Annotated in this window: 14 protein-coding genes; 12 read left to right on the forward strand and 2 right to left on the reverse strand. The window is 36.3% G+C overall.

From position 1 onward, the window contains the following. The first annotated feature begins 174 nt into the window (after positions 1-174). The 12 genes from ACIQ2X_RS01710 to ACIQ2X_RS01765 all read left to right on the forward strand — a co-directional run bounded on the left by ACIQ2X_RS01710 (position 175) and on the right by ACIQ2X_RS01765 (position 22,533). On the forward strand, positions 175-1,557 hold the full coding sequence (locus tag ACIQ2X_RS01710) for a T9SS type A sorting domain-containing protein (protein ID WP_396177147.1): 1,383 nt from the start codon (positions 175-177) through the stop codon (positions 1,555-1,557). Between the two features lie 198 nt (positions 1,558-1,755). Continuing rightward, positions 1,756-4,548 carry a triple tyrosine motif-containing protein gene (locus ACIQ2X_RS01715; RefSeq protein ID WP_396177148.1) on the forward strand — a complete coding sequence of 931 codons (2,793 nt, stop codon included), beginning with the start codon at positions 1,756-1,758 and terminating at the stop codon, positions 4,546-4,548. Between the two features lie 279 nt (positions 4,549-4,827). Beyond that, complete coding sequence (locus tag ACIQ2X_RS01720) at positions 4,828-7,986, forward strand: glycoside hydrolase family 2 TIM barrel-domain containing protein (RefSeq protein WP_396177149.1); 3,159 nt, start codon at positions 4,828-4,830, stop codon at positions 7,984-7,986. 20 nt (positions 7,987-8,006) lie between these two features. Next, positions 8,007-9,458 (forward strand): glycosyl hydrolase family 16, encoded by a 1,452-nt coding sequence (locus ACIQ2X_RS01725; protein WP_396177150.1) that lies wholly within the window; start codon positions 8,007-8,009, stop codon positions 9,456-9,458. 26 nt (positions 9,459-9,484) lie between these two features. Then, the gene (locus ACIQ2X_RS01730; protein WP_396177151.1) at positions 9,485-10,366 is read left to right on the forward strand and encodes a family 16 glycosylhydrolase; all 882 of its coding nucleotides are present in this window, start codon (positions 9,485-9,487) and stop codon (positions 10,364-10,366) included. A 13-nt stretch (positions 10,367-10,379) separates the two neighbouring features. After that, positions 10,380-11,150 carry a carbohydrate binding domain-containing protein gene (locus tag ACIQ2X_RS01735; RefSeq protein ID WP_396177152.1) on the forward strand — a complete coding sequence of 257 codons (771 nt, stop codon included), beginning with the start codon at positions 10,380-10,382 and terminating at the stop codon, positions 11,148-11,150. 132 nt (positions 11,151-11,282) lie between these two features. Continuing rightward, positions 11,283-14,696, forward strand: a complete 3,414-nt coding sequence (locus ACIQ2X_RS01740) for a hypothetical protein (RefSeq protein ID WP_396177153.1) — start codon at positions 11,283-11,285, stop codon at positions 14,694-14,696. Positions 14,697-14,766: 70 nt separating this feature from the next. Further along, on the forward strand, positions 14,767-16,002 hold the full coding sequence (locus ACIQ2X_RS01745; protein ID WP_396177163.1) for a glycosyl hydrolase family 17 protein: 1,236 nt from the start codon (positions 14,767-14,769) through the stop codon (positions 16,000-16,002). Positions 16,003-16,005: 3 nt separating this feature from the next. Then, entirely contained in the window at positions 16,006-17,499 is a 1,494-nt protein-coding gene (locus ACIQ2X_RS01750) for a glycoside hydrolase family 30 beta sandwich domain-containing protein (protein WP_396177154.1), read from the forward strand. A 16-nt stretch (positions 17,500-17,515) separates the two neighbouring features. Then, entirely contained in the window at positions 17,516-19,858 is a 2,343-nt protein-coding gene (locus ACIQ2X_RS01755; RefSeq protein WP_396177155.1) for an MFS transporter, read from the forward strand. Continuing rightward, complete coding sequence (locus ACIQ2X_RS01760; RefSeq protein ID WP_396177156.1) at positions 19,848-20,780, forward strand: glycosyl hydrolase family 17 protein; 933 nt, start codon at positions 19,848-19,850, stop codon at positions 20,778-20,780. Before ACIQ2X_RS01755 ends, ACIQ2X_RS01760 begins: the two co-directional genes overlap by 11 nt. A 55-nt stretch (positions 20,781-20,835) precedes the next feature. After that, positions 20,836-22,533 carry a family 16 glycosylhydrolase gene (locus tag ACIQ2X_RS01765; protein WP_396177157.1) on the forward strand — a complete coding sequence of 566 codons (1,698 nt, stop codon included), beginning with the start codon at positions 20,836-20,838 and terminating at the stop codon, positions 22,531-22,533. Positions 22,534-22,596: 63 nt separating this feature from the next. Here ACIQ2X_RS01765 and ACIQ2X_RS01770 read toward each other — a convergent pair whose 3' ends face one another. After that, positions 22,597-23,013, reverse strand: coding sequence for a DUF2141 domain-containing protein (locus tag ACIQ2X_RS01770; RefSeq protein ID WP_396177158.1), 417 nt, complete (start codon positions 23,011-23,013; stop codon positions 22,597-22,599). Between the two features lie 157 nt (positions 23,014-23,170). Further along, entirely contained in the window at positions 23,171-24,712 is a 1,542-nt protein-coding gene (locus ACIQ2X_RS01775; RefSeq protein ID WP_396177159.1) for an acyl-CoA carboxylase subunit beta, read from the reverse strand. Positions 24,713-24,721: the final 9 nt, after the last annotated feature.

Raw genomic sequence — 24,721 nt, forward strand, 5'->3', positions numbered from 1 at the left:
ATAAGATCTCAACCGCAATTAGAATTCAGTTCTGACTTATTTTCAGCATAAAGTTGAAATATTGACCTGTTTATAGGCAGTTACAATGCTTATTTCTAAAATCGTCAAAACTTTCGGATAGCAATGTTTATCAGTAAAATATTTAAATTTGGATATTAACTTAAATTAAAAATTATGAAAAAAATTACTTCAAAAATCAAACACGCAGCTTTGTTGTGTGTTATGTTGGTTGCATCCTCTGGATATTCCCAAGATTTATTGTTAGGTTTCGAAGCCACTGAAACAAATGCTGTTGGAGCTCCATTTGGTGATGCTCCTGCACCAGTTGTAGAGGCTGGAACAGGAACAAATACCACTCAAGTACTTAAAATAGTTGGTAACACAGCTGGCGCACCATGGCAAGGTGTAAACTTAAATTTGTCGTCTCCTGTAAACTTGACTACTACAAAAACAATGACTATGGATGTTTTTTCGGCTACTGCTGTTACATTCTTAGTTAAAGTAACTGGCGGTACAGGAGGTCCAGCCATCGTTGCAGCATCTGCCACGCATCCAGGTGGAAGTACATGGCAAACCATTTCTTTTACTTTTGACACAGTATTAGACGGTCAACCAGCACCAGCAAATGGTATATATACTGGTTTTGTAATTCATACATATTGGGCTCCTGGAGCAACAATGTTTTTCAATCCAACAGTTCCGACTCCCGCAAGAACTTTTTATGTAGATAATATTAAAGGTCCACTTGGAACACCTCCTGTAGATCCAGCACCAACGGTAGCTGCTCCAACACCACCCTCAAGACCTGCAGCAGATGTTAGATCAATTTTCAGTAATGCTTACACGCCAATTTCTGTAATTGGATATACTGGAGACGATAATACTTTCAACAACTCTTGGTGTGGCGCTACAACAACATTGGTTTCAATAGCTGGTAACGACACAAACAAAGTTGCGGGTCTTGGTTGCGAAGGAGTCACTTTTCTTGCTGGACGATTTGACGCAACTACTTTTACACATTTCCACATTGATTTTTGGACTGCAACACCAACGGCAGACAAAAGCTTTAATATAAAATTTTCGAATTGGAATAATGGTCCAGGAGAAGCGAATGCAATTGAATTTTCTATGACAAATGCAAACCTGTTAACTAGTCCAAATCCTGGCACTTGGTACTCTATTGATATTCCGTTATCAACTTTTGCTCCTATTACCAATGCAAACAGAAATGACTTAGTGCAGTTTGTAATTACTTCCGATTTGGGAACTGTATATTATGACAACTTGTATTTGCACAAAAACACTTTAAGTACAAATGAATTTGTAAAAAATTCTTTGAAAATGTATCCAAATCCTTCAAACGGAATCTTGAACATTTCTAGTGAAGAAACAATCGAAAACATTACAATTTACAATACTTTAGGTCAATTGGTTTCAACGCAAACAGCTGAAAACAATAAAGAATCCATTAATGTAAGCGGCTTGCCAAACGGAGTATATATTTTATCTGCTCAAATTGGTGGCGAAATGATTAGAAAACAGTTTATCAAAGAATAAATTTTTCAACTTCCTACAAAGGGCACGAAAGCAATTTCGTGCCCTTTTTACATTAAAGACTTTCATAATCATTTTTTTTTTCAACTGCAAACTTTTTTATATTCTACATTCGAATAACGCAAATAAACTATATCTTTAAATTCTAATTAAAAATAAAACAGCCCAAAAATGCACATTTGTAAAAGCCTATTAAAGTTCATGATTGTATATATGGCATTTACTGCCGTAAACTATGCTCAAGAATTACCTCCCATAGTAAAATATACACAAAACATTTATGCTGCTGGAAATCAAAACTGGATGGTTACGCAAGATAAAAATAACTTTTTATTCTTTGCAAATAACGAAGGCTTATTAGAGTTTAACGGCGCCGTTTGGACGCTTTACCCCTCGCCTAACGAAACGATTATGCGATCGGTGAAAGTTGTAGATAACCGTGTATATACGGGTTGTTATATGGAATTTGGCTATTGGACTAGAGAACCCGATAATTTACTAAAATATTTTTCGCTGAGTAAAAAGATAAAATCCAAGATGGTCGATGACGAACAATTTTGGAATATTCTAAAATACGATCAATGGATTATTTTTCAATCTTTAGATCAGATATACATTTACGATACCAAAACAACAGGTTTTTCGATAATCAAACCAAAAAATAAAATTTTAAAAGCCTTTGAAGCCAACAATTCGCTCTATTTTCAAGTTGCAAATGAGGGCTTATTCGAAATTGAAAATGGCAGAAGTAAACTTGTTTCCAATAATCCGATAATCAGTTCTAACAAAATTGTAGCCATTTTTTCAATAAATAATGGATTATTAATTGAAACCCAAAACAACGGCTTTTTCACATTAATAGAACAAAAAATTACGCCTCATTTTTCAGAAATTAACAATCAAATTGCCAACGGAAGCGTGTACAGTTGTATCCAATTATCCGATAATGGCTATGCAATAGGAACGGTTTCTGACGGGATTCTGATTGTGTCCGAATCAGGTGAAATCAAATACCACATCACGCAAAAAAACGGCATTAGTAATAACACCATTTTATCCATTTTTGAAGATATTGACAAAAATATTTGGATCGGATTGGATAATGGCATCAACTGTATCAACCTGAGATCGCCCATCCGAAGTTATTTTGACATTACTGGTTTTCTTGGAACAGTTTACACATCGCTTTTGCATAATGGAAAGTTGTTTATAGGAACAAATCAAGGACTTTTTTATAAAAATTACAATTCCTCAACCGAGTCATTTCAATTGGTAAAAGGAACTAAGGGACAAGTTTGGACTATTTTTGAAAATCAAGGCACACTCTTTTGTGGTCATGATTCGGGAACATTTATTATTGAAAACGAAACAGCCAAACCAATCTATTCCGCATCGGGAACGTGGAAATTTGAAGCAATTCCGGGTCGAAACGATTTATTGTTGCAAGGAAACTACTCGGGTATATCAGTGCTCGAGAAAAAAAATAACCAATGGACGTTTAGAAATAAAATTTCAGGATTCGATTATTCATCAAAATACTTTGAGATTACGAAAAACAACGATATCTACATTAGCCATGAATACAAAGGGGTATTTACTTTTCATCTCGACAATTCTTTTACAAAAGCCACTGACTTTAAAACATTTCAAACGCCTACAAAAGGTAAAAATGCCAGTTTAATAAAATTCAAAAACAATATTTACTATGCAAACAAATCAGGAATTTATAAATTGGCCGAAAAAGTAAAACTTTTTAAAAAAGACAAACAACTGAGTACTGTTTTTGAAAAAGATGAATACACCTCTGGCAAATTAATTGTAGACGATTCCGATAGAATGTGGTTATTTTCAAAAAATTACATCCATTATTTTACAAGTAGCAAACTGAGTGATCAACTGAAAATACATTCTTTACCCATTTCGTCTTCCCTAAGTAATTCGATGCTTGGATATGAAAATATTACACATTTGACCAATTCGACTTATTTAATAGGAACCACGGACAGTTATTACACCATCAACACCGAAGATTTAAAGTTTAAAAACAATAAAGTTTCCATATCAAATATAAGCTTCAATAAATTAGATTACAAAGCATTCAATACACCCGTAAAACTAAATGGCGATTTTAAACATTCAGAAAATAATGTTACTTTTAATTATACAGTTCCAGAATACAACAAATACATTTATACTGAATACCAGTTTTTATTAGAAGGCCTACAAGAAAAATGGAGTACATGGTCTTCAAAAACAACGACTTACTACAAAAATTTACCACCTGGTGATTATGTTTTTAAAGTTAGAGCTAGAATAGCAAACTCGACCGCCGAAAATATTGCAACCTACAGTTTTACAATTAATAAGCCTTGGTATGCCACTACTTTAGCTGTATTCATTTATTGTGTTTTGGGCTTTTTACTTGTTATTTACACCCATAAAACCTACACCAAATATTACCAACAAAAAGAACTAAAACTCATCGAAGAAAATAATTTGTTATTGGAAATCGCGGCTTTAGAAAACGAACAGCAGTTAATGAAACTGAAAAACGAACAGCTGTCGAGCGATATGGACAGTAAGAACCGTGAACTGGCCGTTTCAACTATGAGTTTAATTAAAAAGGACGAGTTATTATCATTAATAAAAAATGATTTAAAACAATCCTCCACAGAAGGATCGACAAAAAATATTAAATCTGTCATTTCAACCATTACAAAAAACATTACGCAAGAAGACAGTTGGACTGTATTCAAAGAAGCTTTTGACAACGCCGATACTGATTTTTTAAAGAAAGTAAAACAAGCCCATCCCTCATTGACTCCAAATGATTTACGTCTTTGTGCTTATTTAAGACTAAATTTATCCTCCAAAGAAATTGCTCCTTTACTCAATATCTCGGTGCGAAGTGTCGAAATCAAACGATATCGTTTGCGAAAAAAAATGGATTTGTCGCATGAACAAGGTTTGGTAGAGTATATTTTGTATATCTAAGTCAAAAGTTTACCTAATTTCACCTATACATCACTACAACAACAACGCTGTAGTCATTGTTTTCTATGAATTAATGTACTGATTATCTAAAGCTAAAATACCAATCAGTTGTAGCTTTTATTGTACCTAATTCCGCTTTTACATCAAATATACCAACTGTATATTTTTTGTAGGGGTTAAATTACTGTTAATCTAATTTAACATTCTTAATTTTATAAAATCAAAAATTATTTGAAACAATTTTTGTGAATTTCATAAACCATTATTTAAAACTACCAAATGAAAAAATTAATTTTACTACTCATTTTTTGGTGTTCTTCGCAATCGATTTTTTCCCAAGCGGACAGAATTTATGTAGAAACGACAAATTCTCAAATGAAACTTAAAGTCAACGGAAAAGACTTTATGATTAATGGAATGAACTGGGACTACTTCCCTATTGGAACCAATTACAATTACAGTTTATGGAAACAATCTGATGACGTAATTAAAGCGGCACTTGATACTGAGATGTCTCTTTTACGAAACATGGGCGTCAATGCGATTCGTCAATACACGGGTGTACCTCCAAGATGGATACAATATATCTACGAAAAATACGGCATTTACACCATGCTCAATCATTCGTTTGGTCGATATGGTCTCAATGTAGGCGGCAAATGGGTAGCGAATACTGAATATTCGGATTCAAAAACGCAAGAATTACTCTTAGCCGAAACCACTGCTATGGTACAAGAATATAAAAACACCCCCGGTGTTTTGATTTTCTTATTAGGAAATGAAAACAATTACGGGCTTTTTTGGGACGGTGCCGAAACAGAAGACATACCAATGGAAGACCGAAAATCGACTGTTAGAGCGGAAGCGATGTATAAAATTTTCAACAAAGCAATTGTTGCTATGAAAGCTATTGATAAATCACATCCGATGGCTATTTGTAACGGCGACTTACTATTTTTAGATTTAATAGCTAAAGAATGTAAGGATATTGATATTCTAGGTGTAAATATGTACAGAGGAGCTACATTTACAGATGCTTTTGACCGCGTTAAAAAGGAATTGAACAAGCCCTTACTTTTTACCGAATTTGGAGCGGATGCATTCAACACGATGGACAATCAAGAAGATCAAAAGTCACAAGCCTATTATGATGTAGAAAATTGGAAAGACATATACGCCAATGCTGCGGGAATGGGCAAAGCCGGAAACTCCATTGGAGGTTTTACTTTTCAATTTAGCGATGGATGGTGGAAATTTGGCCAAACTAAAAATTTAGATATTCATGATACCAATGCTTCATGGTCCAACGGAGGTTATCCCAACGACTTGATTCCCGAGCAAAACAACATGAATGAAGAATGGTTTGGAATTTGTGCCAAAGGCCCTGTAAATGCAAGAGGTTTATACGAGTTATATCCAAGAGCCGCCTATTATGCTTTGCAAGAAGTACACAAAATAAATCCGTATGAAGAAGGAGTTAACGCACAAACGCTAAAAAGCTCTTTTGATGCAATCAATATTATGGATGCTGTTTTAAGAGCAAGAGGCGATAAAGCAGCCATGGGAGGCACTACTGGTGATGTATTGAGAATAAGTAATTTAAGAGCCGAATTTACCACATTTAATACAGGGGGAACATTACTAACTACCCCCGAAACTGCAAATCCTGATAATCCAGTTTATCCAAATAAAACAGGTTTCGACCGTATGGAATCATATTTCATAGGTGTGGAAGGAAATCCAGCACCAAACATGAGAGCCAATGTAAACGTAAATATCTTAGGAAACGTTGCTTTAAATCCAATAAACGAGATTTTCTACGAAAATAGAGGCCGTCCACAAACAGTTACTACACCAGACGGTCCTGTTGTTTTAAATGATGTTAATAGAGTACAAGTGTACAATGCATCGTACACTTGGAATGCCAAAGATTTTGATTTAAGAGGTTTCTACAGAACCGGTCATTACCACTGGGGATATGAAGGCGACTTTTTTGCATTGTATCCAGAAGCAAATTATGGACCTAACCTTGACATTTACAATGGTGAAACTTTAGGTTTTGAATTTGATGGCAAAGGAAGTTTGAATGGATTTAAAGCCGCCTTCGGACCGCAATTGTGGTGGGGAGCCAATCCAACTGCATTACTTAAATACGGTAAAAAAATCGGTACTTGGAACTTTACAGGTATTTACCATCGAGACCTTGATACTTCTCTCAATGTCGATGAAAACGGAAGCCGTACTTTCTCACCAGAGCAAGTTAGAAGTGGTATTATTCCACCCTGGGCTACTGAAAGAGCGACTATTGTGGTAGAAAAATCGGTTGGTGAATTTGGATTTGTTTTAGGAGGAATTTGGTCGGGCAAACCTTTAAACGGAAGTTCTTTCTTAGTGTCTGAAAATGGTGTTATCAATGACAACAATAAAATTAGCGGAAGAGACAATTGGGGTGGTAAAGCCAAAATTACGTTCTCAAGCGGCCGTTTCAATGTGTATACCCAAGGTGCAATTATGGGTCTAGTTGCCAATGCAGGTGCAGATAACACGCAAACATTTACAGGCTGGAGACTGAAAGACAGCGGAAGCGGAAACCAAACCAATTTTTTAACAGGATTTACATATAATGTAAACGCCAATTTACAAATTGCTCCTAATTTCCTTTGGCAAAAACCAATTATAGATGCAATTCCAAATGATTTTACAGGTCCTGGAAGATTGCGTAATATTTTAGATGATCCGTTTGTGGTTAGAGCGAACAGAGAAACGGTTGGTGGAGAATTATTGCTAACCTATGACCCTACTCCTGCTACTTGGATGTACGAATGGGATAATGATATGGCCGAAGATGCTAAATTTGCTATAAGCACAGGTTTTGTTTACCGACATTTACCTACAGCACAAGATGCAGCCATCGGATTCCTTGCCAATCGTAACTTTTTAAAATTTGAAAGATCAGCCCCAGCTGAAGATTTATGGGAATCAAACACCCGTATTGTTTCAAAAGTTTCGCCTGATTTAGGACTTATTGCCAACATTTATTTTGGTAATGGTCAAGCAAATGGCGATTCTCAAAGAACCATTAACAGACTCGGAGGAGATCTTCGTGTAGTGTACCGCAAAGTAAAAGTAGTAAGTTCTTTAAAATTAAACGATTGGGGACCTTTTGATTACCACAGAGATTTTAACTTAACCTATCCCTTACAAACTGCTTTAGACATTTCAACTTCAGTTGGAAAACCAGATTGGTTTATTTTGCCAAATACCAAAATCGGAATCATGGGAATCTGGAGATCTTTAAATGAATTCTCCCCAAGATATGCACCTAGTGCAATTCCTCCAAATACATTTCCTGCCGTACCTCCTACAAGCCCTGTTGGATTTGGAAATGGATCTGAATGGGAAATACGAACATACATTCACATAAATATCGGAAAATAGTTCACTAAAAAATTATAAAAATGAAAAATAAAACAATTAATTATTTCAAAAGCATTGTAGTGCTTTTTGTAGTACTTTTTACAAGTATTAGTTGCGAACGCGAATTATCAGACGACAAATCGCCTTTAGAATTCTCATCCGTAGGAGAAATATTTACGGATGATTTCGTTGGACTTGGAAGTAACTTTTACTTTCCGTACGGCGATTCAAAATTTACTGCATTTTCAGTAGATCGCACCGAAGGTTACAACAGTAATGCATCTATTCTTATTGATGTGCCAAATGCTGTAGATCCACTTGGAAATTATGCAGGTGGAATTTTCAGAATTGATGGCGACGGACGTAACTTGTCTAAATACGATGCACTAACTTTTTGGGCTAAATCTTCACAAGGTGTTATTGTAGGCGAATTTGGTTTTGGAGAAGATTTTTTTCCAAATAAATACATTACAACCATCAGAAACGTAAGTGTTGGAACCGCTTGGACAAAATATGTTATTCCAATTCCTGATGCGGCTAAATTAATTCAAGAACGTGGTATGTTCCGTTTTGCTGCTGGAACGCAAGGCACAAATGGTTTGGGATACAAACTTTGGATCGACGAATTAAAATTTGAAAAATTAGGAACTATTGCTCACCCAAGACCCGCTATTTCAAATGGCGTTTCTAGAACTGTAAACTCTTTTATAGGTGTTACTATCCAAATTGCAGATTTAAAAGAAACGTTCAATTTGGAAAATGGTACCGACATCGATGTTTTTCCTGCGGTAGGTTATTATACTTTTAGATCTTCGAATCCAAACGTTGCTACAGTAAATGCAAATGGACAAATTTCAATTATTAGCGCTGGTGTGGCGGTAATTACCGGAAATATTGGCGGAACATTAGACCCTGTTACGAATGAATTTGTAGGAGGAATCGATTCTGTAGATTCAATTACAATCAACTCCCTCGGACAATTTTCATTAGCACCTGTACCAACTAGAAGTCCAAACAATGTGCTTTCCGTTTTTAGTGACGCATATACCAATGTTCCAGTTACCTATTATAATGGTTTTTGGACACCTGGGTCAACCACTGGTTCTGCTGATTTTTCGGTAAACGGCGACAATATTTTAAATTATATCAATTTTAATTACGTAGGAACTGCATTTACCAATCCAACGCTTAATGCTAGTACAATGACACACGTTCACTTCAATATGTATGTGCCAAGTCCAAAACCAGCTAATTTCGACTTCCTGATTTCAATTGAAGATTGGGGACCTAATCAGATAGATAATGGTGGCGATGATACCAGGCAACAAATTTTTGTAAATACAAATCAAGTCCCTGCTGATACATGGATTACTATCGAAGCGCCATTATTGCTTGCAAACCGAAACAATATAGGATTGATTATTTACGAAAACATTAATGGATCGTCCTTAAGAAACTTTTACATTGATAATGTTTATTTCTTTAAAAATTAAAAAAAGTAACTACTAAAATTCTTAAAATGAACAAAATATATATAAAAATTGCACTTCTCCTTACAGGTTTTTTTGTCGTATCGGGTTGTTCAACTGACGAAAAACAAACAGTTACCACTAAATTTAATTTGGTTTTTGAAGATGAATTTGACATAAATGGCGCTCCAGATCCCGAAAAATGGACGTTTGACATCGGTCGAGGGCCACTGAATGATGGTTGGGGAAATAACGAACAACAATTTTATAAATCAGAAAATGCGGTTGTACAAAATGGTTATTTAATTATTACCGCGAAAACAGAATCTGTTGGTGGGGTTAATTACACTTCTGCACGAATCAAAAGTCGTAATAAATTTGAACAAAAATACGGGCGTTTTGAAGCGCGTATCAAACTACCCCAAGGTAAAGGCATGTTTCCAGCTTTTTGGTTGCTAGGGCAAAATTTCTGTGAGGCTCAAACTTTTACCGCCAATAATGTCATTTGCGATAGTTCATTGCCTAATTATGAAGAAGGAAACGTTCTTTGGCCACAATGTGGTGAAATAGACATTATGGAATATTTAGGAAACAAACCTACTGAAGTCTTTGGCACTATTCACGGTCCCGGATTTTCTGGCGGAAATAGTATTTCAAAAAAATATAATTTGACTCAAGATAGATTTGATAACGGTTTTCATGTATTTGGAATCGAATGGACTGAAAATCATATCAACTGGTATGTAGATGATGTTTTATATAATCAAATTACAAAATCTGATGTGGAAGAACGAGGCGGAGAATGGGTTTTTGATCAATCATTCTATATGCTATTAAATTTAGCTGTTGGCGGAAATTTACCAGGAAGCCCCAATTCAACCACTACTTTTCCTCAAAGAATGATCGTGGATTATGTAAAAGTATATCAATAAAAAAACAAAAATCATGATAAAATCAATTAAATTCTTCAGCTTAATGGTAGTAGTTTTATTAAATTTAACTGCCTGTACTACCGAAGATGACACCGTTACAAAGCCCGAACTTGATGCTAGATATACTTATGTTTTAGAATCTGCACAAGGCAAAGTGACTTTTATAAATACGTCTGAAAATGCCGACAGCTATCTTTGGGATTTTGGTGATAACACAACATCAGCAACTCAAAACCCAGTAAAAACATATGCTCAAACAGGAGAATACACTGTTACACTTACTGCAAAAAACACTGCTAAAGGTACTTTAAAAACGTTTAGTAGTACTGTTTCTATTTTCGTTTTTGAAGGCGGACTAATTACTAACGGAAATTTTGGAGGAGGCATTTCACCTTGGACTTTAGGTACCATTAATCCCATTCCTGCAAATCTTTTAGTTACCGAAAATGGAAACACCTATTTCTCAATTAATGTAACTGCGGCAGGCAATCCCTTTGATGTAAACCTTTCTCAAAAAGGAATTAACATGGTTCAAGGTAAAACCTACCGATTAACTTTTGATGCTTGGGCAAGTGTCAATCGAAGTATGATCATTGGAATAGGATTGAGCAATGATCCGTGGACCAATCAATCGGTAACGCAAAATATTACAACAAGCGTTCAAACTTATACTAAAGATTTAGTGGCTAATTTTAGCAATACAAACTCGCGCGTAATTTTTGATATGGGAGCTGCAGTGGGTATTGTAAATATCGACAATGTAAAACTAATTGAATTACCATAAGGGCCAACTAAAATTCAACTTAATGACATAAATAGTTGGTTTTTCGTATGTTTTTTTACAAATAATGTATTCGAGAAGCCCTATTTATGTCATAAAATAAACAAGTTTTAATCAACCAGAATAAATTTTTTAATGGAAATAGTTACTTTAGGAAACGAAGAATATTTTAAAATTGTCAATCACGATTCAATGCGTCCCTTTTTTATGAGCATTGTAAGTGATTCCAATCATTGGATGTTTATATCCAGCAACGGCGGACTTTCGGCCGGTAGAAAAAATGCCGAGTTTGCCCTTTTTCCCTATTATACCGATGATAAAATTACAGAATCTGCAGATATTACCGGAAGTAAATCTGTGTTTCAAATTATTTTTAATAATCAAACGTTGGTTTGGGAGCCCTTTTCCGAACGCTTTTCCAAACACCAATACTCCATATCACGAAATATATATAAAAATCGATACGGCAACAAAATTATTTTTGAAGAAATAAACCACAATTTAAATTTAACCTACCGTTACCAATGGAATTCGAGTAGCATTTATGGTTTCATTAGAAAATCGGAATTGATTAATCATTCTGAACACAATTATCAAATAGAATTTATTGACGGAATTCAAAATATTATGCCCTACGGCGTAAGTAGCGATTTGCAAAATGCGTCAAGCAACTTGGTTGATGCCTACAAAAGAAACCAATTGCATCAAAAAAGCGGTTTAGGAATTTATGCCCTTAGTGCTATAATTGTGGACAAAGCTGAACCAAGCGAAGCTTTGAAATCCAACATCGTTTGGTCTTTAGGCTTGCAAAACCCAAATTATTTGGTCTCCTCATTGCAACTTTCGGCCTTTCGAAAAAAACAAAAAATTAGTCCCGAAAATGATGTAAAAGGCGAAAAAGGGGCTTATTTTTTAAACGCACAAATTGGTCTCAACAAAAATGCTAAACAAGAATGGATGATTGTGGCCAATGTTAATCAGGATCATTCTGATGTGGCCCAAATCATCAAAACCATACAAACAGATCATGCAATTCTGGACCGAATCCATCAAGATATCGAATTGGGTACCCAAAATTTGATTGCTCTAAATGCTTCGGCTGACGCTTTACAATTAACCAACGACACTCTAAGAGATACAAGACATTTTGCCAACACGCTTTTCAACATTATGCGAGGCGGAATTTTTGATTTTAATTACCAAATAGAAAAACAAGATTTCCTCAATTATATCAAAAAAGGAAACACACTGGTTTTTGAAAAATTAGAAAAAAACATCCAGCAACTCCCCGATTTGTTTTCGGTAAAAACGCTAAAGGAATTTGCTGTAAAACAAGACGATTCTGATTTCGAACGACTGAGCTTAGAATATTTACCTTTAAAATTCAGCCGAAGACACGGCGATCCAAGTCGTCCTTGGAATAAATTTTCAATCAATACGCAAAGCGAAACCGACGGCTCTAAAATTCTGGATTACGAAGGAAACTGGAGAGACATCTTCCAAAATTGGGAAGCGCTCGCCCACTCTTTTCCAGAATTTATAGATAATATGATTCACAAATTTCTAAATGCAACCACATTTGACGGCTACAACCCTTATCGTATAACCAAGGACGGCTTTGATTGGGAAACCATTGAAGAAGACAATCCCTGGTCGTACATCGGTTATTGGGGCGATCACCAAATTATTTATTTACTGAAATTTCTAGAAATTATACAAAATCACCAACCTAAAAAGTTGGAAGAATACTTCAACAGCGAAATTTTTGTCTACGCAAATGTCCCTTACATCATCAAGTCGTACGAAGATATTCTTCTAAACCCAAAAGATACCATTGCATTCAATCACGAATCGGATTTAAAAATTCGTGAAAATCGATTGACAATGGGTGCCGATGGAGCGTTACTGAAAGATGCCAACGGCGAAATTTACAAAGTGAATTTCATCGAAAAAATGTTGGCAACTGTATTGGCAAAAATGTCCAACTTTATTCCCGAAGCCGGTATTTGGCTCAATACCCAACGCCCGGAATGGAACGACGCCAACAATGCTTTGGTGGGCAACGGGGTTTCGATGGTAACGTTGTATTATTTACGAAGATTTTTAAATTACTTCCATAATTTAATCGCCAATACCGAGGTAACAAACATTCGGATTTCAAATGAAATGGTCGAATTTTACCACACTGTTAGAGAAAATTTAATAAAATTCGAACCTCTACTGGAAGGAAACGTCAGCGATACCGATAGAAAAACGGTCTTAGATACACTTGGAAAAGCCGCTTCAGAATACCGAAATCAAGTCTACCAAAATGGTTTTTGGGGGAATAAAAGAACCCACTCAATGGCCGGTTTAAAGCGCTTTATTGAAGTAAGCTTAAAATTTATTGATCATTCGATTGACGCCAATAAAAGAGCTGATCATCTCTACCACGCCTATAACCTAATGACCATTGAAAGCGAAAGTGAAGTTTCGGTTTCCTATTTAAGCGAAATGCTCGAGGGCCAAGTTGCAGTGTTAAGTTCGGGTTATTTAAGTTCTAAAGAAGCATTGGAAGTATTGGATGCATTGAAAAGCAGCAAGTTATTTAGACAAGACCAATACAGCTACATTTTATATCCAAATAAAGAACTTCCCACTTTTATCGAAAAAAATACAGTTCCAGCAGAAGCCGTTTCAAAATCGGAATTGTTTACCACATTAATTGCTGCAAATAATACACAAATAATCGAGAAAGATTGTTTTGGCGAATACCATTTCAACGGAAATTTCAAAAATGCAGCCGATTTAGAAAAAGCGTTGGATGCACTTTCAAAAACAACTTTTGCCTCAGCTGCCGAAAAAGATAAAAAACAAGTGCTTCACATTTTTGAAGAAGTTTTTAATCACAAAGCATTTACCGGACGCTCTGGAACATTTTATGGATATGAAGGGTTAGGTTCGATTTATTGGCACATGGTTTCTAAACTGCAATTAGCCGTTCAGGAATGTTGCCTCAAAGCAGTTGAAAACCAAGAATCACCAGAAACTATCGGTCGATTATTGGAACACTATTACGAAATTAATGAAGGAATCGGCGTTCATAAATCACCTCATTTATACGGTGCTTTTCCAACCGATCCGTATTCCCACACTCCAGCAGGAAAAGGCGCTCAGCAACCAGGAATGACCGGCCAAGTTAAAGAAGATATTTTAAGCCGTTTTGGCGAACTCGGTGTATTTGTCAAAAACGGACAGTTATTTTTCAATCCTTGCTTACTTCGAAAAGAGGAATTTTTGAATGAAACAAAAACATTTACATACATCGATCTAAATTTCAATCCCAAATCCATCGAATTGGAAACGCATACCCTTTGCTTTACCTATTGCCAAATTCCAATAGTGTATAAAACAGCGATTAAAAGGGGGGTTGAAGTCGTTTTTAATGATGCTTCTAAACGCCATTTCGAAGATTTGACCATAGATGTTGCAACAAGCAAAAAGGTTTTTGAAAGAACCAATCAAATCAAACACATCATTGTTTCTATTTTAGAAAATGAATTAAGATAAAATGATTAGAAAACCTATTATAAAAGTCTTCAGTATAAAATACATTGTTGCATTGAGTATGTCAATTGCAATGCTGCTTATATGGAGTTCTTGTAAAAAAGAGGTGACTATAAATCCAAAAAACAAAACAGAAGTGACTGCTAAAGACCTATTAGGAAACAAGAATTATCAAGCCATTTGTTTCGGCGGTTACCGCAAAAATTCGAGAGACATTCAACCCACGATTGCAGAACTAAAGGAAGATTTACTGATTTTATCGGCAATGAATATCAAAGTAATTCGTACTTACAATGTGCATTTGCCAGAAACATCTTCAATTTTAACTGCAATTTCAGAATTGAAAAAAGAATCCCGAAGCGTCGGGAAAAATTTCGAAATGTATATGATGCTCGGTGCTTGGATGGACTGTAAAAATGCTTGGACGGATCTAGAACCCAACCACGACGAGGAAAGTGCCCGAAATGCCATCGAAATTAAAGAAGCTGTCCGACTGGCAAATGCCTATCCCGATATTGTAAAAATTATCGCCGTTGGAAATGAGGCAATGGTCAAATGGGCAACCAGTTATTATGTACAACCCAACGTAATTTTAAAATGGGTTACACATTTGCAAGAATTAAAAAAGAAGAACAAACTTTCGAAAGACTTGTGGATCACTTGTTCCGACGATTTTGCCTCTTGGGGCGGTGCCGAAAAAAGTTATAAAACCAAAGATTTAGAGGCATTGATTAATGCCGTGGATTATGTTTCGATGCACACGTATCCGTACCACAACTCGCATTATAATCCCCATTTTTGGAAAACACCACAAACGGACCAAACGCTTTCTGAAATTGAAAAAGTAAATGCAGCAATGAAACGCTCGGTAGCATTTGCGCAAATGCAATACAATACTGTAAAAAATTATGTAAAAAGTATCAACCCAAGCAAACCCGTACATATTGGCGAAACAGGTTGGGCTTCGAGTTCGGATGGTTTTTATGGAAACGAAGGTTCAAGAGCTTCAGACGAATACAAACAAGCGCTGTATTACAATGCGATGCGGGAATGGACCAATAAAGAAGGGATTTCATGTTTTTATTTTGAAGCTTTCGACGAACCTTGGAAAGACAGCGAAAATGTATTGGGGTCTGAAAATCATTTTGGACTGTTTACCGTAGATGGAAAAGCCAAATATGCACTCTGGAGCAGTGTCGATCAACAAATATTTACTGGCTTGGGTCGAAACGGAGTTACAATCTCAAAAACATTTAAAGAAAATCCGGATGAAATTATGAAAACCGTTTCAACACCACCAAATCATTAAATTATGAGACACACCCGCTACCTAATTTTCACCTTTTTAATCTTGACAATGACGCATTGTGCAACTAAAAACGACGCAATAGAACTAACGGTTTATGAAACTTCCGAAGCGGGAAACAAACTGACAAAAATTACCGATTTTTCGAATGATAACACGAACGAAAAAGTCAGCATAAGCATCAACCCCAACGAAAAATTTCAAACTATTACCGGTTTTGGCGGGTCTTTTACGGAAGCTTCGGCCACATTACTCAATCGCTTGAGCAAAGAAAACAGAAAAAAAATACTCGATGCTTATTTTAGCCCAGAAGGAGCCAATTATTCCCTTACACGAACACACATTGCTTCCTGCGACTTTTCGCTTTCCAACTATACTTACGCTAAAGTTGAAAACGATTTATTGCTCGAAAATTTTTCTATTGAAGACGACAAAAATGATTTGATTCCGATGATTTTGGAAGCAAAATCTATTTCTAAAGACGGCTTCCATATCATAGCATCGCCTTGGTCTGCCCCACCTTGGATGAAAGATAATAAAAAGTACATAGGCGGAAAATTACTACCTGAATTCAACGATTCTTTTGCTTTGTATTTTTCAAAATATTTAGAAGCTTATAAAAAAGAAGGCATCCCGATTTGGGGTGTAACCGTGATCAATGAACCGCACGGCAACGGAAACAATTGGGAAAGTACACATTTCTCTCCCGAAGAAATGACGCTTTTTGTTCAAAACCATTTAGGGCCAAAGTTGGAAAAAGACGGCTGGGAAAATGTGAAAATTTTTGGTTACGATCAAAACAGGGCAGGCCTTCCAGAATGGGTTGATGCGATGTACAAAAACGAAGAAACATCAAAGTATTTTGCAGGAACTGCCGTTCATTGGTACGAAAGTACGTATGATTATTTTGCAAAAGAATTGCAATATGCCCACAAAAAAGCACCCAATAAATACCTCATTGAAACCGAAGGATGTGTCGATTCAGAAATTCCGCACTGGAACGACGATGCTTGGTATTGGAAAAAAGAAGCTACCGACTGGGGTTGGGATTGGGCAAGTGAAAAAGACAAATACTTACATCCCAAATATGCACCCGTAAATCGTTATGCTAATGACATCATTGGTTGTTTGAACAACTGGGTTGATGGCTGGATTGACTGGAATATGGTTCTCGACCGACAAGGTGGTCCCAATTGGTTTAAAAATTGGTGTGTGGCACCCACCATTGTAGATCCAGAAAAGGATGAAGTCTATTTCACACCGCTGTATTATACGATGGCACATTTTAGCAAATTTATGCGTCCAGGAGCCATCCGAATTGGTTGCACCATCAGCAACTCCGAATTAATGACAACAGCCGTTAAAAACCCAGATGGTACAATTGCAGTTGCTATTTTTAATCCCACAAAAGAAATTTATTCCATCGAACTTAAACTAAATAACAAACTTTCCAATATTACAATTCCAGCAAAAGCCTTGCAAACAGTTGTGATTAAATAACTTTAAATTGTAAAATATGGAGAATCATAAAGTAGCATTCGGACAAAAACTTGCCTTCGGACTCGGTATGCTTGCCAATCAGCTGTTTCCTGCGATGTTGGGGATTTTTATTGTCATTTTAATTGATAAACTAGGATTTCCAGGTTGGATGCTAAGTGCAATTTACTTTGTGCCAAAACTATTTGATGCAATTACAGATCCAATTATGGGTTTTATTACAGACAATACCAAATCCAAGTGGGGACGAAGAAGGCAGTATGTCATTATTGGAGGTATATTGACCGGTATTTCATTTGCATTCATGTGGCAGTTGTATGCTGAGAATTCGGTGAATTTTAATTTTTATTATTTCATGCTTGTTTCCTTGATTTTTTATTTAGGGATAACAATATTTAGCGTTCCATTTGTGGCAATGGGCTACGAAATGAGTGATGATTTTCATGAAAGAACCAGCATTATGGCCACCTCACAATTGATTGGTCAACTGGCCTGGGTTTTTGCACCTTGGCTGTGGGTCATTATGTATGACGTTTCCTTTTTTCCTTCTCCTGAGGAAGCAACCCGAACATTGGCCGTTTATGCAGCTATAATTTGCACGCTATTAGCTATAATTCCGGGAATATTTATTAAAAGTAAGTCTACATTAAATGAAAATTACGAGCCCTTAAACCTAAAAAATGTTGGTAGAAGTTTTGATTTGATTATCCAAGGATTTAAAGAAGCTTTAAAAATAGTTCCATTTCGAAAACTATGTATTGCTACTTTTTTCATTTTTAATGCGTTCAATACCACTGCGGGTTTCTCTTTTTTTATAATAAAATACTACTTGTTCGATGGTGATGGACAAGGAATTTGGCCCACTTTATTTGGTTGTGTAGGTGCATTATTTACAACATTTTTAATAATTCCTATTGTTGCCAAAATGTCTAAGGTAATGGGAAAAAAGAAAGCATTTATCTGGTCTCAAGGCATATCAATAATTGGGTATGTATCCCTGTTGTTCCTATTTGTTCCCGGCAAACCCTACTTGTTTCTTTTCGCTTTACCATTTATTTCATTCGGAATTGGTAGTTTATTTACTTTGATGATGTCAATGACTTCTGACGTGATTGATATTGACGAATTAAATACAGGAAAACGAAGAGAAGGTATTTTCGGAGCTATTTACTGGTGGATGGTAAAATTCGGTTTAGCGATAGCAGGTTTATTAAGCGGATTGATTTTGTCTATTATCGATTTTAAATCAGGCGCACCTACTCAAACCTATGAAACCATGTTTGAATTGAGATTGTTTTTCTCTGCAATCCCAATGATTGGAACTTTAATTGCTATTTGGGTAATGTATGATTATGATGTTAATGAAGAAAAAGCTAGAGAAATAAGTGCCGAACTTGCCAAAAGAAAAGCTACTGTTAAAAATCAATCGTCCGTATATCATTCGGGTAAATTGCTTTCTTTATTAAAAAGAGAAAATATAAATACACTCGTGGGAAGAGATTTAAATGTACTGTCTCAAGATGATTTAAAACTCGAGTTTTCAAAAACATTGCATAACGGTATGCATGGCTTATGCTTCAGTCCCTATCAGGCAGGTCAAAATATTGGTGATATTTTAACAGCTGAGCAAATTTCAAGAAGAATGCTTGTTATCGCGCCCTACACTAATTGGATACGATCATTTTCCTGTACCGACGGTAACGAGTTAATACCAAAAATTGCTTATCAAAACGGACTAAAAACAGTCGTTGGAGCTTGGATTAGTAATGATAAAGCCAAAAACGAGAGAGAAATTGAAGCTCTTATAAAGCTCGGCAGGTCTGGTTTAGTTACTATTGCAGCTGTCGGAAACGAAGTATTGCATAGAGGCGAAAGTTCTGAAAAAGAATTAATTTCATACATCCAAAGAGTAAAAGATGCACTTCCTGATATTCCCGTTGCATACGTAGATGCGTATTATCAATTTTTAGATAAACCCAATTTAATTTCAAATTGCGATCTACTTTTGGTCAACTTTTATCCTTTTTGGGAAGGTGCAACCATCGATTACGCTGCAGCTTGTTTAGAAAATATGTTAGAACTTACGCAAACCGTGGCCAACGGAAAGAAAATCGTTGTAACAGAAACAGGCTGGCCAAGCAAAGGCGGTGCGGTAGGTCATTCAATTCCTTCTGAAGTTAATGCTATGAAATATTTCATTTCGACCCAAGAATGGGCAAACAACAATAACATTGAACTGTTCCATTTCTCTTCTTTTGATGAGTCATGGAAAGAAAGTCAAGAAGGCACAATAGGGACTTCTTGGGGAATTTGGGATGAAAACGAAGAATTAAAATTTAAAGCAGAACAAAATGTCATTTAGAAACGATTACTTCAAATACGCAGAATCAATAGATTATGCTTCTTCCGATTACAAAAACGGATTTGATTTTGCTGAAAAAACGACAGTCGAAATCAAAAGTCTTTTTCAGGAAGTTTTAGAAAACGGAATGCACGGATTGTGCTTCAGTCTATATGAAGACGGTCAGAAACCCGGCGATATCATATCGGAAGAACAAGTACGAAGACGTATGAAAATAATCGCTCCTTACACCAAATGGGTTCGGTCGTTTTCATGTACGGAAGGCAATGAATTTATTCCTAAAATTGCTCGTGAATTTGGAATAAAAACCCTTGTAGGTGCTTGGTTGGGCGACGATGCCGAAAAAAACGAAAAAGAAATCGTAGCTTTAATTCAACTGGCAAAAGAAGGTTTTGTAGACATTGCCGCTGTTGGAAATGAAGTCATGTACCGCAAAGATTTGTCAGAAGACGAACTTTTAGATTTCATCGCAAAAGTTAGAAGCGAAATTCCGTCGCATATTCCCGTAGGTTATGTCGATGCTTACTACGAGTTTACTATAAAACCTAGAATTACGGAAGCTTGCGACGTCATTTTAACCAACTGCTATCCGTATTGGGAAGGAAGTACGATTGAATATTCGTTGGCCCATATGAAAAACATGTTTTACCAAGCTAGCGGATCAGGTTGTGGAAAAAAAGTAATTATTACCGAAACGGGTTGGCCTAGTAAAGGCGAAAGTTTTAGAGACTCGCACCCTTCAAACGAAAATGCTATGAAATATTTTATCAACTCTCAACTTTGGTCTAAAGAAGCGAATATCGATATTTTCTACTTTTCGTCGTTTGACGAATCATGGAAAGTGGGTGCCGAAGGCGAAGTGGGAGCCTACTGGGGACTTTGGGACAAAAACGAAAATCTAAAATATACAGCTAGGGAATAATCTGACACAAAGACGTAGTTTTCAATACATAATAAAATAGCAATACCCCAATCTCATGAAAAAAAATACTTGTTTTCACCTTTTCATATTCCTTTTTTTAGTGGTCCAAAATAGTTTTGCTCAAGTAGATGTTGTGTACAACAACTTGGTATGGTCCGATGAGTTTGAAACTAATGGTGCGGTAAATAGCACCAAATGGCACCATCAAACGCAACTTCCAGCAGGGGGAAGTTGGTTTAATGGCGAACAGCAACATTATACCAACTTAATTACTAATTCGTTTGTAAATACTGGTTTTTTGAACATAAAAGCCATTAAAGAACCCTATACCAACCAAGGGGTAACCAAACAATACACTTCTGCCCGACTGAATAGTAAATTTGCATTTATGTACGGTCGCGTAGACGTTCGTGCCAAAATTCCCACAAATCAGGGTACGTGGCCTGCCATTTGGTTACTGGGAAAAAATGTCAATGAAGACGGGGGCTTTTTCGATTCGCAGTTTGGAACTACAAGTTGGCCGGCTTGCGGTGAAATTGATATTATGGAACATGGAATTACGCAATCGCAACCAGCTGGTTACGTTCAAAGTGCGATTCACACGCCTTCTTCTTTTGGAAATACAGTAAATCACGGCGGAACAATTGCGTCAAATTTAGGGAACGATTTCCACGTGTACTCGATGAACTGGTCGCCTTTTCAAATTACATTTTTATTAGATGGAGTGGCTTTTTACACCTATAATCCTGCGGTTAAAAACGCAAGTACGTGGCCTTTTAATGCCGAGCAATACTTGCTTTTAAATATTGCAATGGGTGGCGTAGCAGGAACGATTCCTTCTTCATTTACAAACGCTGCTATGGAAATCGATTATGTTCGGGTATATCAAAATACAACTCCCGATACGGAAAGTCCCGCAAATTTTACGGCAACAAGTGGGGTTATTGGAAGCTCTTCCATCGAATTATTGGTAAATGCTACTGATAATTCGGGCTCCGTGATCTATAACGTGACTTACGGAACGACTACACTTTCGTTTGCTGGTCTTTCTGGTGTTCAAAAATCGGCTGTAATACCGGGTTTGACACCAAATACTAATTATACGTTTACCATTTCTGCAACGGATGCAGCAGGAAATGCATTTGTCAATAATCCGGTTGTTGTAAATGCTACAACAGCCGTTGCTTCACAATGCAATGGCACGAATAACGAGGCTCAACAAGGTAGTTTTACGGTAGGTTACAACTATGAGTTTGAAACCATCGGAACGGATGTGAAAATAACTTTTGAAATTTTAGACCCTAATTTAGTGGGCGTTGTTGCTATTTTATGGAATCAAAATCCGTTTACCGAAACACAAATGACCAATGTTTCGGGAAATAAATTCACGAAAACAATTACGGGTCAAACTATTGGTGCTACCATAAATTACGCGGTTAAATTTGCGTATGCTGGAGGTCTGGCGGTTACCAAATACTTTCCGTACGTGGTGGGAGACAACTGTGATTTAGGAACCCCGACCACAAAATTTGATAACGACTTGACATTTATAAATCCTGCGAAAGACTTTTTGGAAATTCAATCGGAAATACCAATAGATCGTATTGAAATTTACAATATGACGGGTATTTTAGCGCTGACTGCAACTGAAATTTCTGATAAAATAGACATTTCACGATTGCCTGCAGGGATTTACATATTAAATATTTATTCTGGTAATGAGCGAAATGTAAGGAAACTTATCGTAAAATAAAATCAGCTTAGAATTCCTATTACTTAAAGCAATTTTTCAAATACCTTACCTATCAAAAAGAACTTAATTGATCAATTTGATATGTAAGGTTTGATCTTCTGAAAGATTGAACTTACAATCTTCGTATTTTGGAGCAGACATTTTTGGTTTTACGTTATTCGAAAATCCATAAGGTTCCTTTGGAATCCCAAGAAAATTAGTATTCATCTTATGATCCGAATTTTCGTCGTGGTACATGGTAACGGCATAGTGTCCTTTTGGCAAATCGGTGATTGTAAGTGCGGCGGTACTTTTCTCCACAATAATTGAATAATTTTTAATCGCTGCACCTTCTTTCAAAAAATTTTTGTCTGTATTAAAAACACCCACTTTAATTGTTCCTTGCATCTTTTCAATATTCGAAATTTTAATCGTCAGCTTGGGATTCTCAGGCGGAATAAGACTTACAATAACTGCAATAAATACAATTATACTTTTCATAATCACTTTTTTATTTTAAAATTACAATTATTGTACCTAACAATCTATTTTTTAGGAAATAAATAAGATTGGTAGGACAAAAATTCGATTCAAAATTAAAAAAAATAATTTTCTTGATGTTCTAAATCAAAACCAAAAAAAAACTGCCGTACACACTTTACAGTGGAATGTTACCGTGTTTGCGTTTAGGTAAATCGCTAACTTTGTTTTCCAACATACTGAACGCCTTAATCAATTTTCGTCTTGTATCTTGCGGCAAAATCACCTCATCGATAAAACCCCGCTGAGCGGCTCCATAAGGTGTGGCAAATTGTTCAGCGTATTCTGCTTCCTTTTCTAACAGTTTTGCACCAGGGTCTTCAGCAGCAGCGATTTCTTTTTTGAAAATAATTTCACTCGCTCCTTTAGCACCCATAACTGCAATTTCGGCAGATGGCCAAGCAAAGTTCATATCGGCTCCAATGTGTTTAGAATTCATCACATCATAAGCTCCACCATAGGCTTTTCGGGTAATAACCGTGACTCTAGGGACAGTAGCATCACTCAAAGCATACAATAATTTGGCGCCATGGGTTATAATTCCGCTCCATTCTTGATCGGTTCCCGGTAAGAATCCAGGAACGTCCACAAGCACCAAAAGCGGGATATTAAAACAATCACAAAACCTTGTAAATCTTGCCGCTTTGATGGAACTGTTTACGTCCAAAACACCTGCTAAAAAATTCGGCTGGTTGGCCACAATTCCCAAACTTCTTCCTCCTAAACGTGCAAAACCAACAATAATGTTTTCTGCAAAATTTTTATGCATTTCGTAAAACGAATCTGTGTCAATAATTCCCTTAATGACCGAATGCATGTCATAAGGTTTATTTGCGTTTTCAGGGATAATAGTATTCAGTTCTTCACGAATTTCATCACCAAAATCAAACGCTACTTTTGGTGTCGTTTCCGTATTATTTTGCGGCAAATAACGCAATAATGTTTTGATATCTTCCAAACAAGCTACATCATTGGCAGAAGTAATATGAGCCACACCAGATTTGGTTGAATGCGTACTTGCGCCACCCAATTCCTCGGATGTAACTGTTTCATTGGTAACCGTTTTTACAACATTCGGACCGGTTACAAACATGTAACTGCTGTTTTCGACCATCATCGTAAAATCAGTCATCGCAGGCGAATAAACCGCTCCCCCAGCACAAGGTCCCATAATGGCAGAAATTTGCGGAATCACTCCTGAAGAACGTACATTTCTATAAAAAATATCTGCATAACCACCCAAGGAACGAACACCTTCCTGAATTCGAGCACCACCCGAATCGTTCAAACCAATCATCGGAACTCCCGTTTTTAGGGCTAAATCCATTACTTTACAAATTTTCTCGGCGTGTGTTTCTGACAATGCTCCACCAAAAACGGTAAAATCTTGTGCAAAAATATACACCATTCGACCGTTAATGGTTCCGTAACCGGTAACTACTCCATCGCCAAAATAAATCTCATTTTGCATGCCAAACTCAGTGGTTCTATGCGTTACAAGCATACCGATTTCTTCAAACGAGCCTTCATCAAGTAAGTAGTTGATGCGTTCTCGAGCAGTTAATTTTTTTTTACTATGCTGTGTGTCAATCCGTTTTTGACCTCCACCCAAATGAGCTAAGGCAATTTTATCTTCTAGAATTTTAATTTTATCTTTCATCTGTAAATT

The organism is Flavobacterium sp. (genome assembly GCF_044368625.1).
Taxonomy (GTDB): Bacteria; Bacteroidota; Bacteroidia; order Flavobacteriales; family Flavobacteriaceae; genus Flavobacterium.

What these genes read in the sequence shown, in the direction of transcription:
- ACIQ2X_RS01745 (WP_396177163.1), top strand. Translation starts at nt 14,767, where the DNA reads ATGCTGCTTATATGGAGTTCTTGTAAAAAAGAGGTGACTATAAATCCA.
- ACIQ2X_RS01710 (WP_396177147.1), top strand. Translation starts at nt 175, where the DNA reads ATGAAAAAAATTACTTCAAAAATCAAACACGCAGCTTTGTTGTGTGTT.
- ACIQ2X_RS01720 (WP_396177149.1), top strand. Translation starts at nt 4,828, where the DNA reads ATGAAAAAATTAATTTTACTACTCATTTTTTGGTGTTCTTCGCAATCG.
- ACIQ2X_RS01775 (WP_396177159.1), bottom strand. Translation starts at nt 24,712, where the DNA reads ATGAAAGATAAAATTAAAATTCTAGAAGATAAAATTGCCTTAGCTCAT.
- ACIQ2X_RS01765 (WP_396177157.1), top strand. Translation starts at nt 20,836, where the DNA reads ATGAAAAAAAATACTTGTTTTCACCTTTTCATATTCCTTTTTTTAGTG.
- ACIQ2X_RS01725 (WP_396177150.1), top strand. Translation starts at nt 8,007, where the DNA reads ATGAAAAATAAAACAATTAATTATTTCAAAAGCATTGTAGTGCTTTTT.
- ACIQ2X_RS01770 (WP_396177158.1), bottom strand. Translation starts at nt 23,013, where the DNA reads ATGAAAAGTATAATTGTATTTATTGCAGTTATTGTAAGTCTTATTCCG.
- ACIQ2X_RS01760 (WP_396177156.1), top strand. Translation starts at nt 19,848, where the DNA reads ATGTCATTTAGAAACGATTACTTCAAATACGCAGAATCAATAGATTAT.
- ACIQ2X_RS01735 (WP_396177152.1), top strand. Translation starts at nt 10,380, where the DNA reads ATGATAAAATCAATTAAATTCTTCAGCTTAATGGTAGTAGTTTTATTA.
- ACIQ2X_RS01715 (WP_396177148.1), top strand. Translation starts at nt 1,756, where the DNA reads ATGATTGTATATATGGCATTTACTGCCGTAAACTATGCTCAAGAATTA.
- ACIQ2X_RS01750 (WP_396177154.1), top strand. Translation starts at nt 16,006, where the DNA reads ATGAGACACACCCGCTACCTAATTTTCACCTTTTTAATCTTGACAATG.
- ACIQ2X_RS01730 (WP_396177151.1), top strand. Translation starts at nt 9,485, where the DNA reads ATGAACAAAATATATATAAAAATTGCACTTCTCCTTACAGGTTTTTTT.
- ACIQ2X_RS01755 (WP_396177155.1), top strand. Translation starts at nt 17,516, where the DNA reads ATGGAGAATCATAAAGTAGCATTCGGACAAAAACTTGCCTTCGGACTC.
- ACIQ2X_RS01740 (WP_396177153.1), top strand. Translation starts at nt 11,283, where the DNA reads ATGGAAATAGTTACTTTAGGAAACGAAGAATATTTTAAAATTGTCAAT.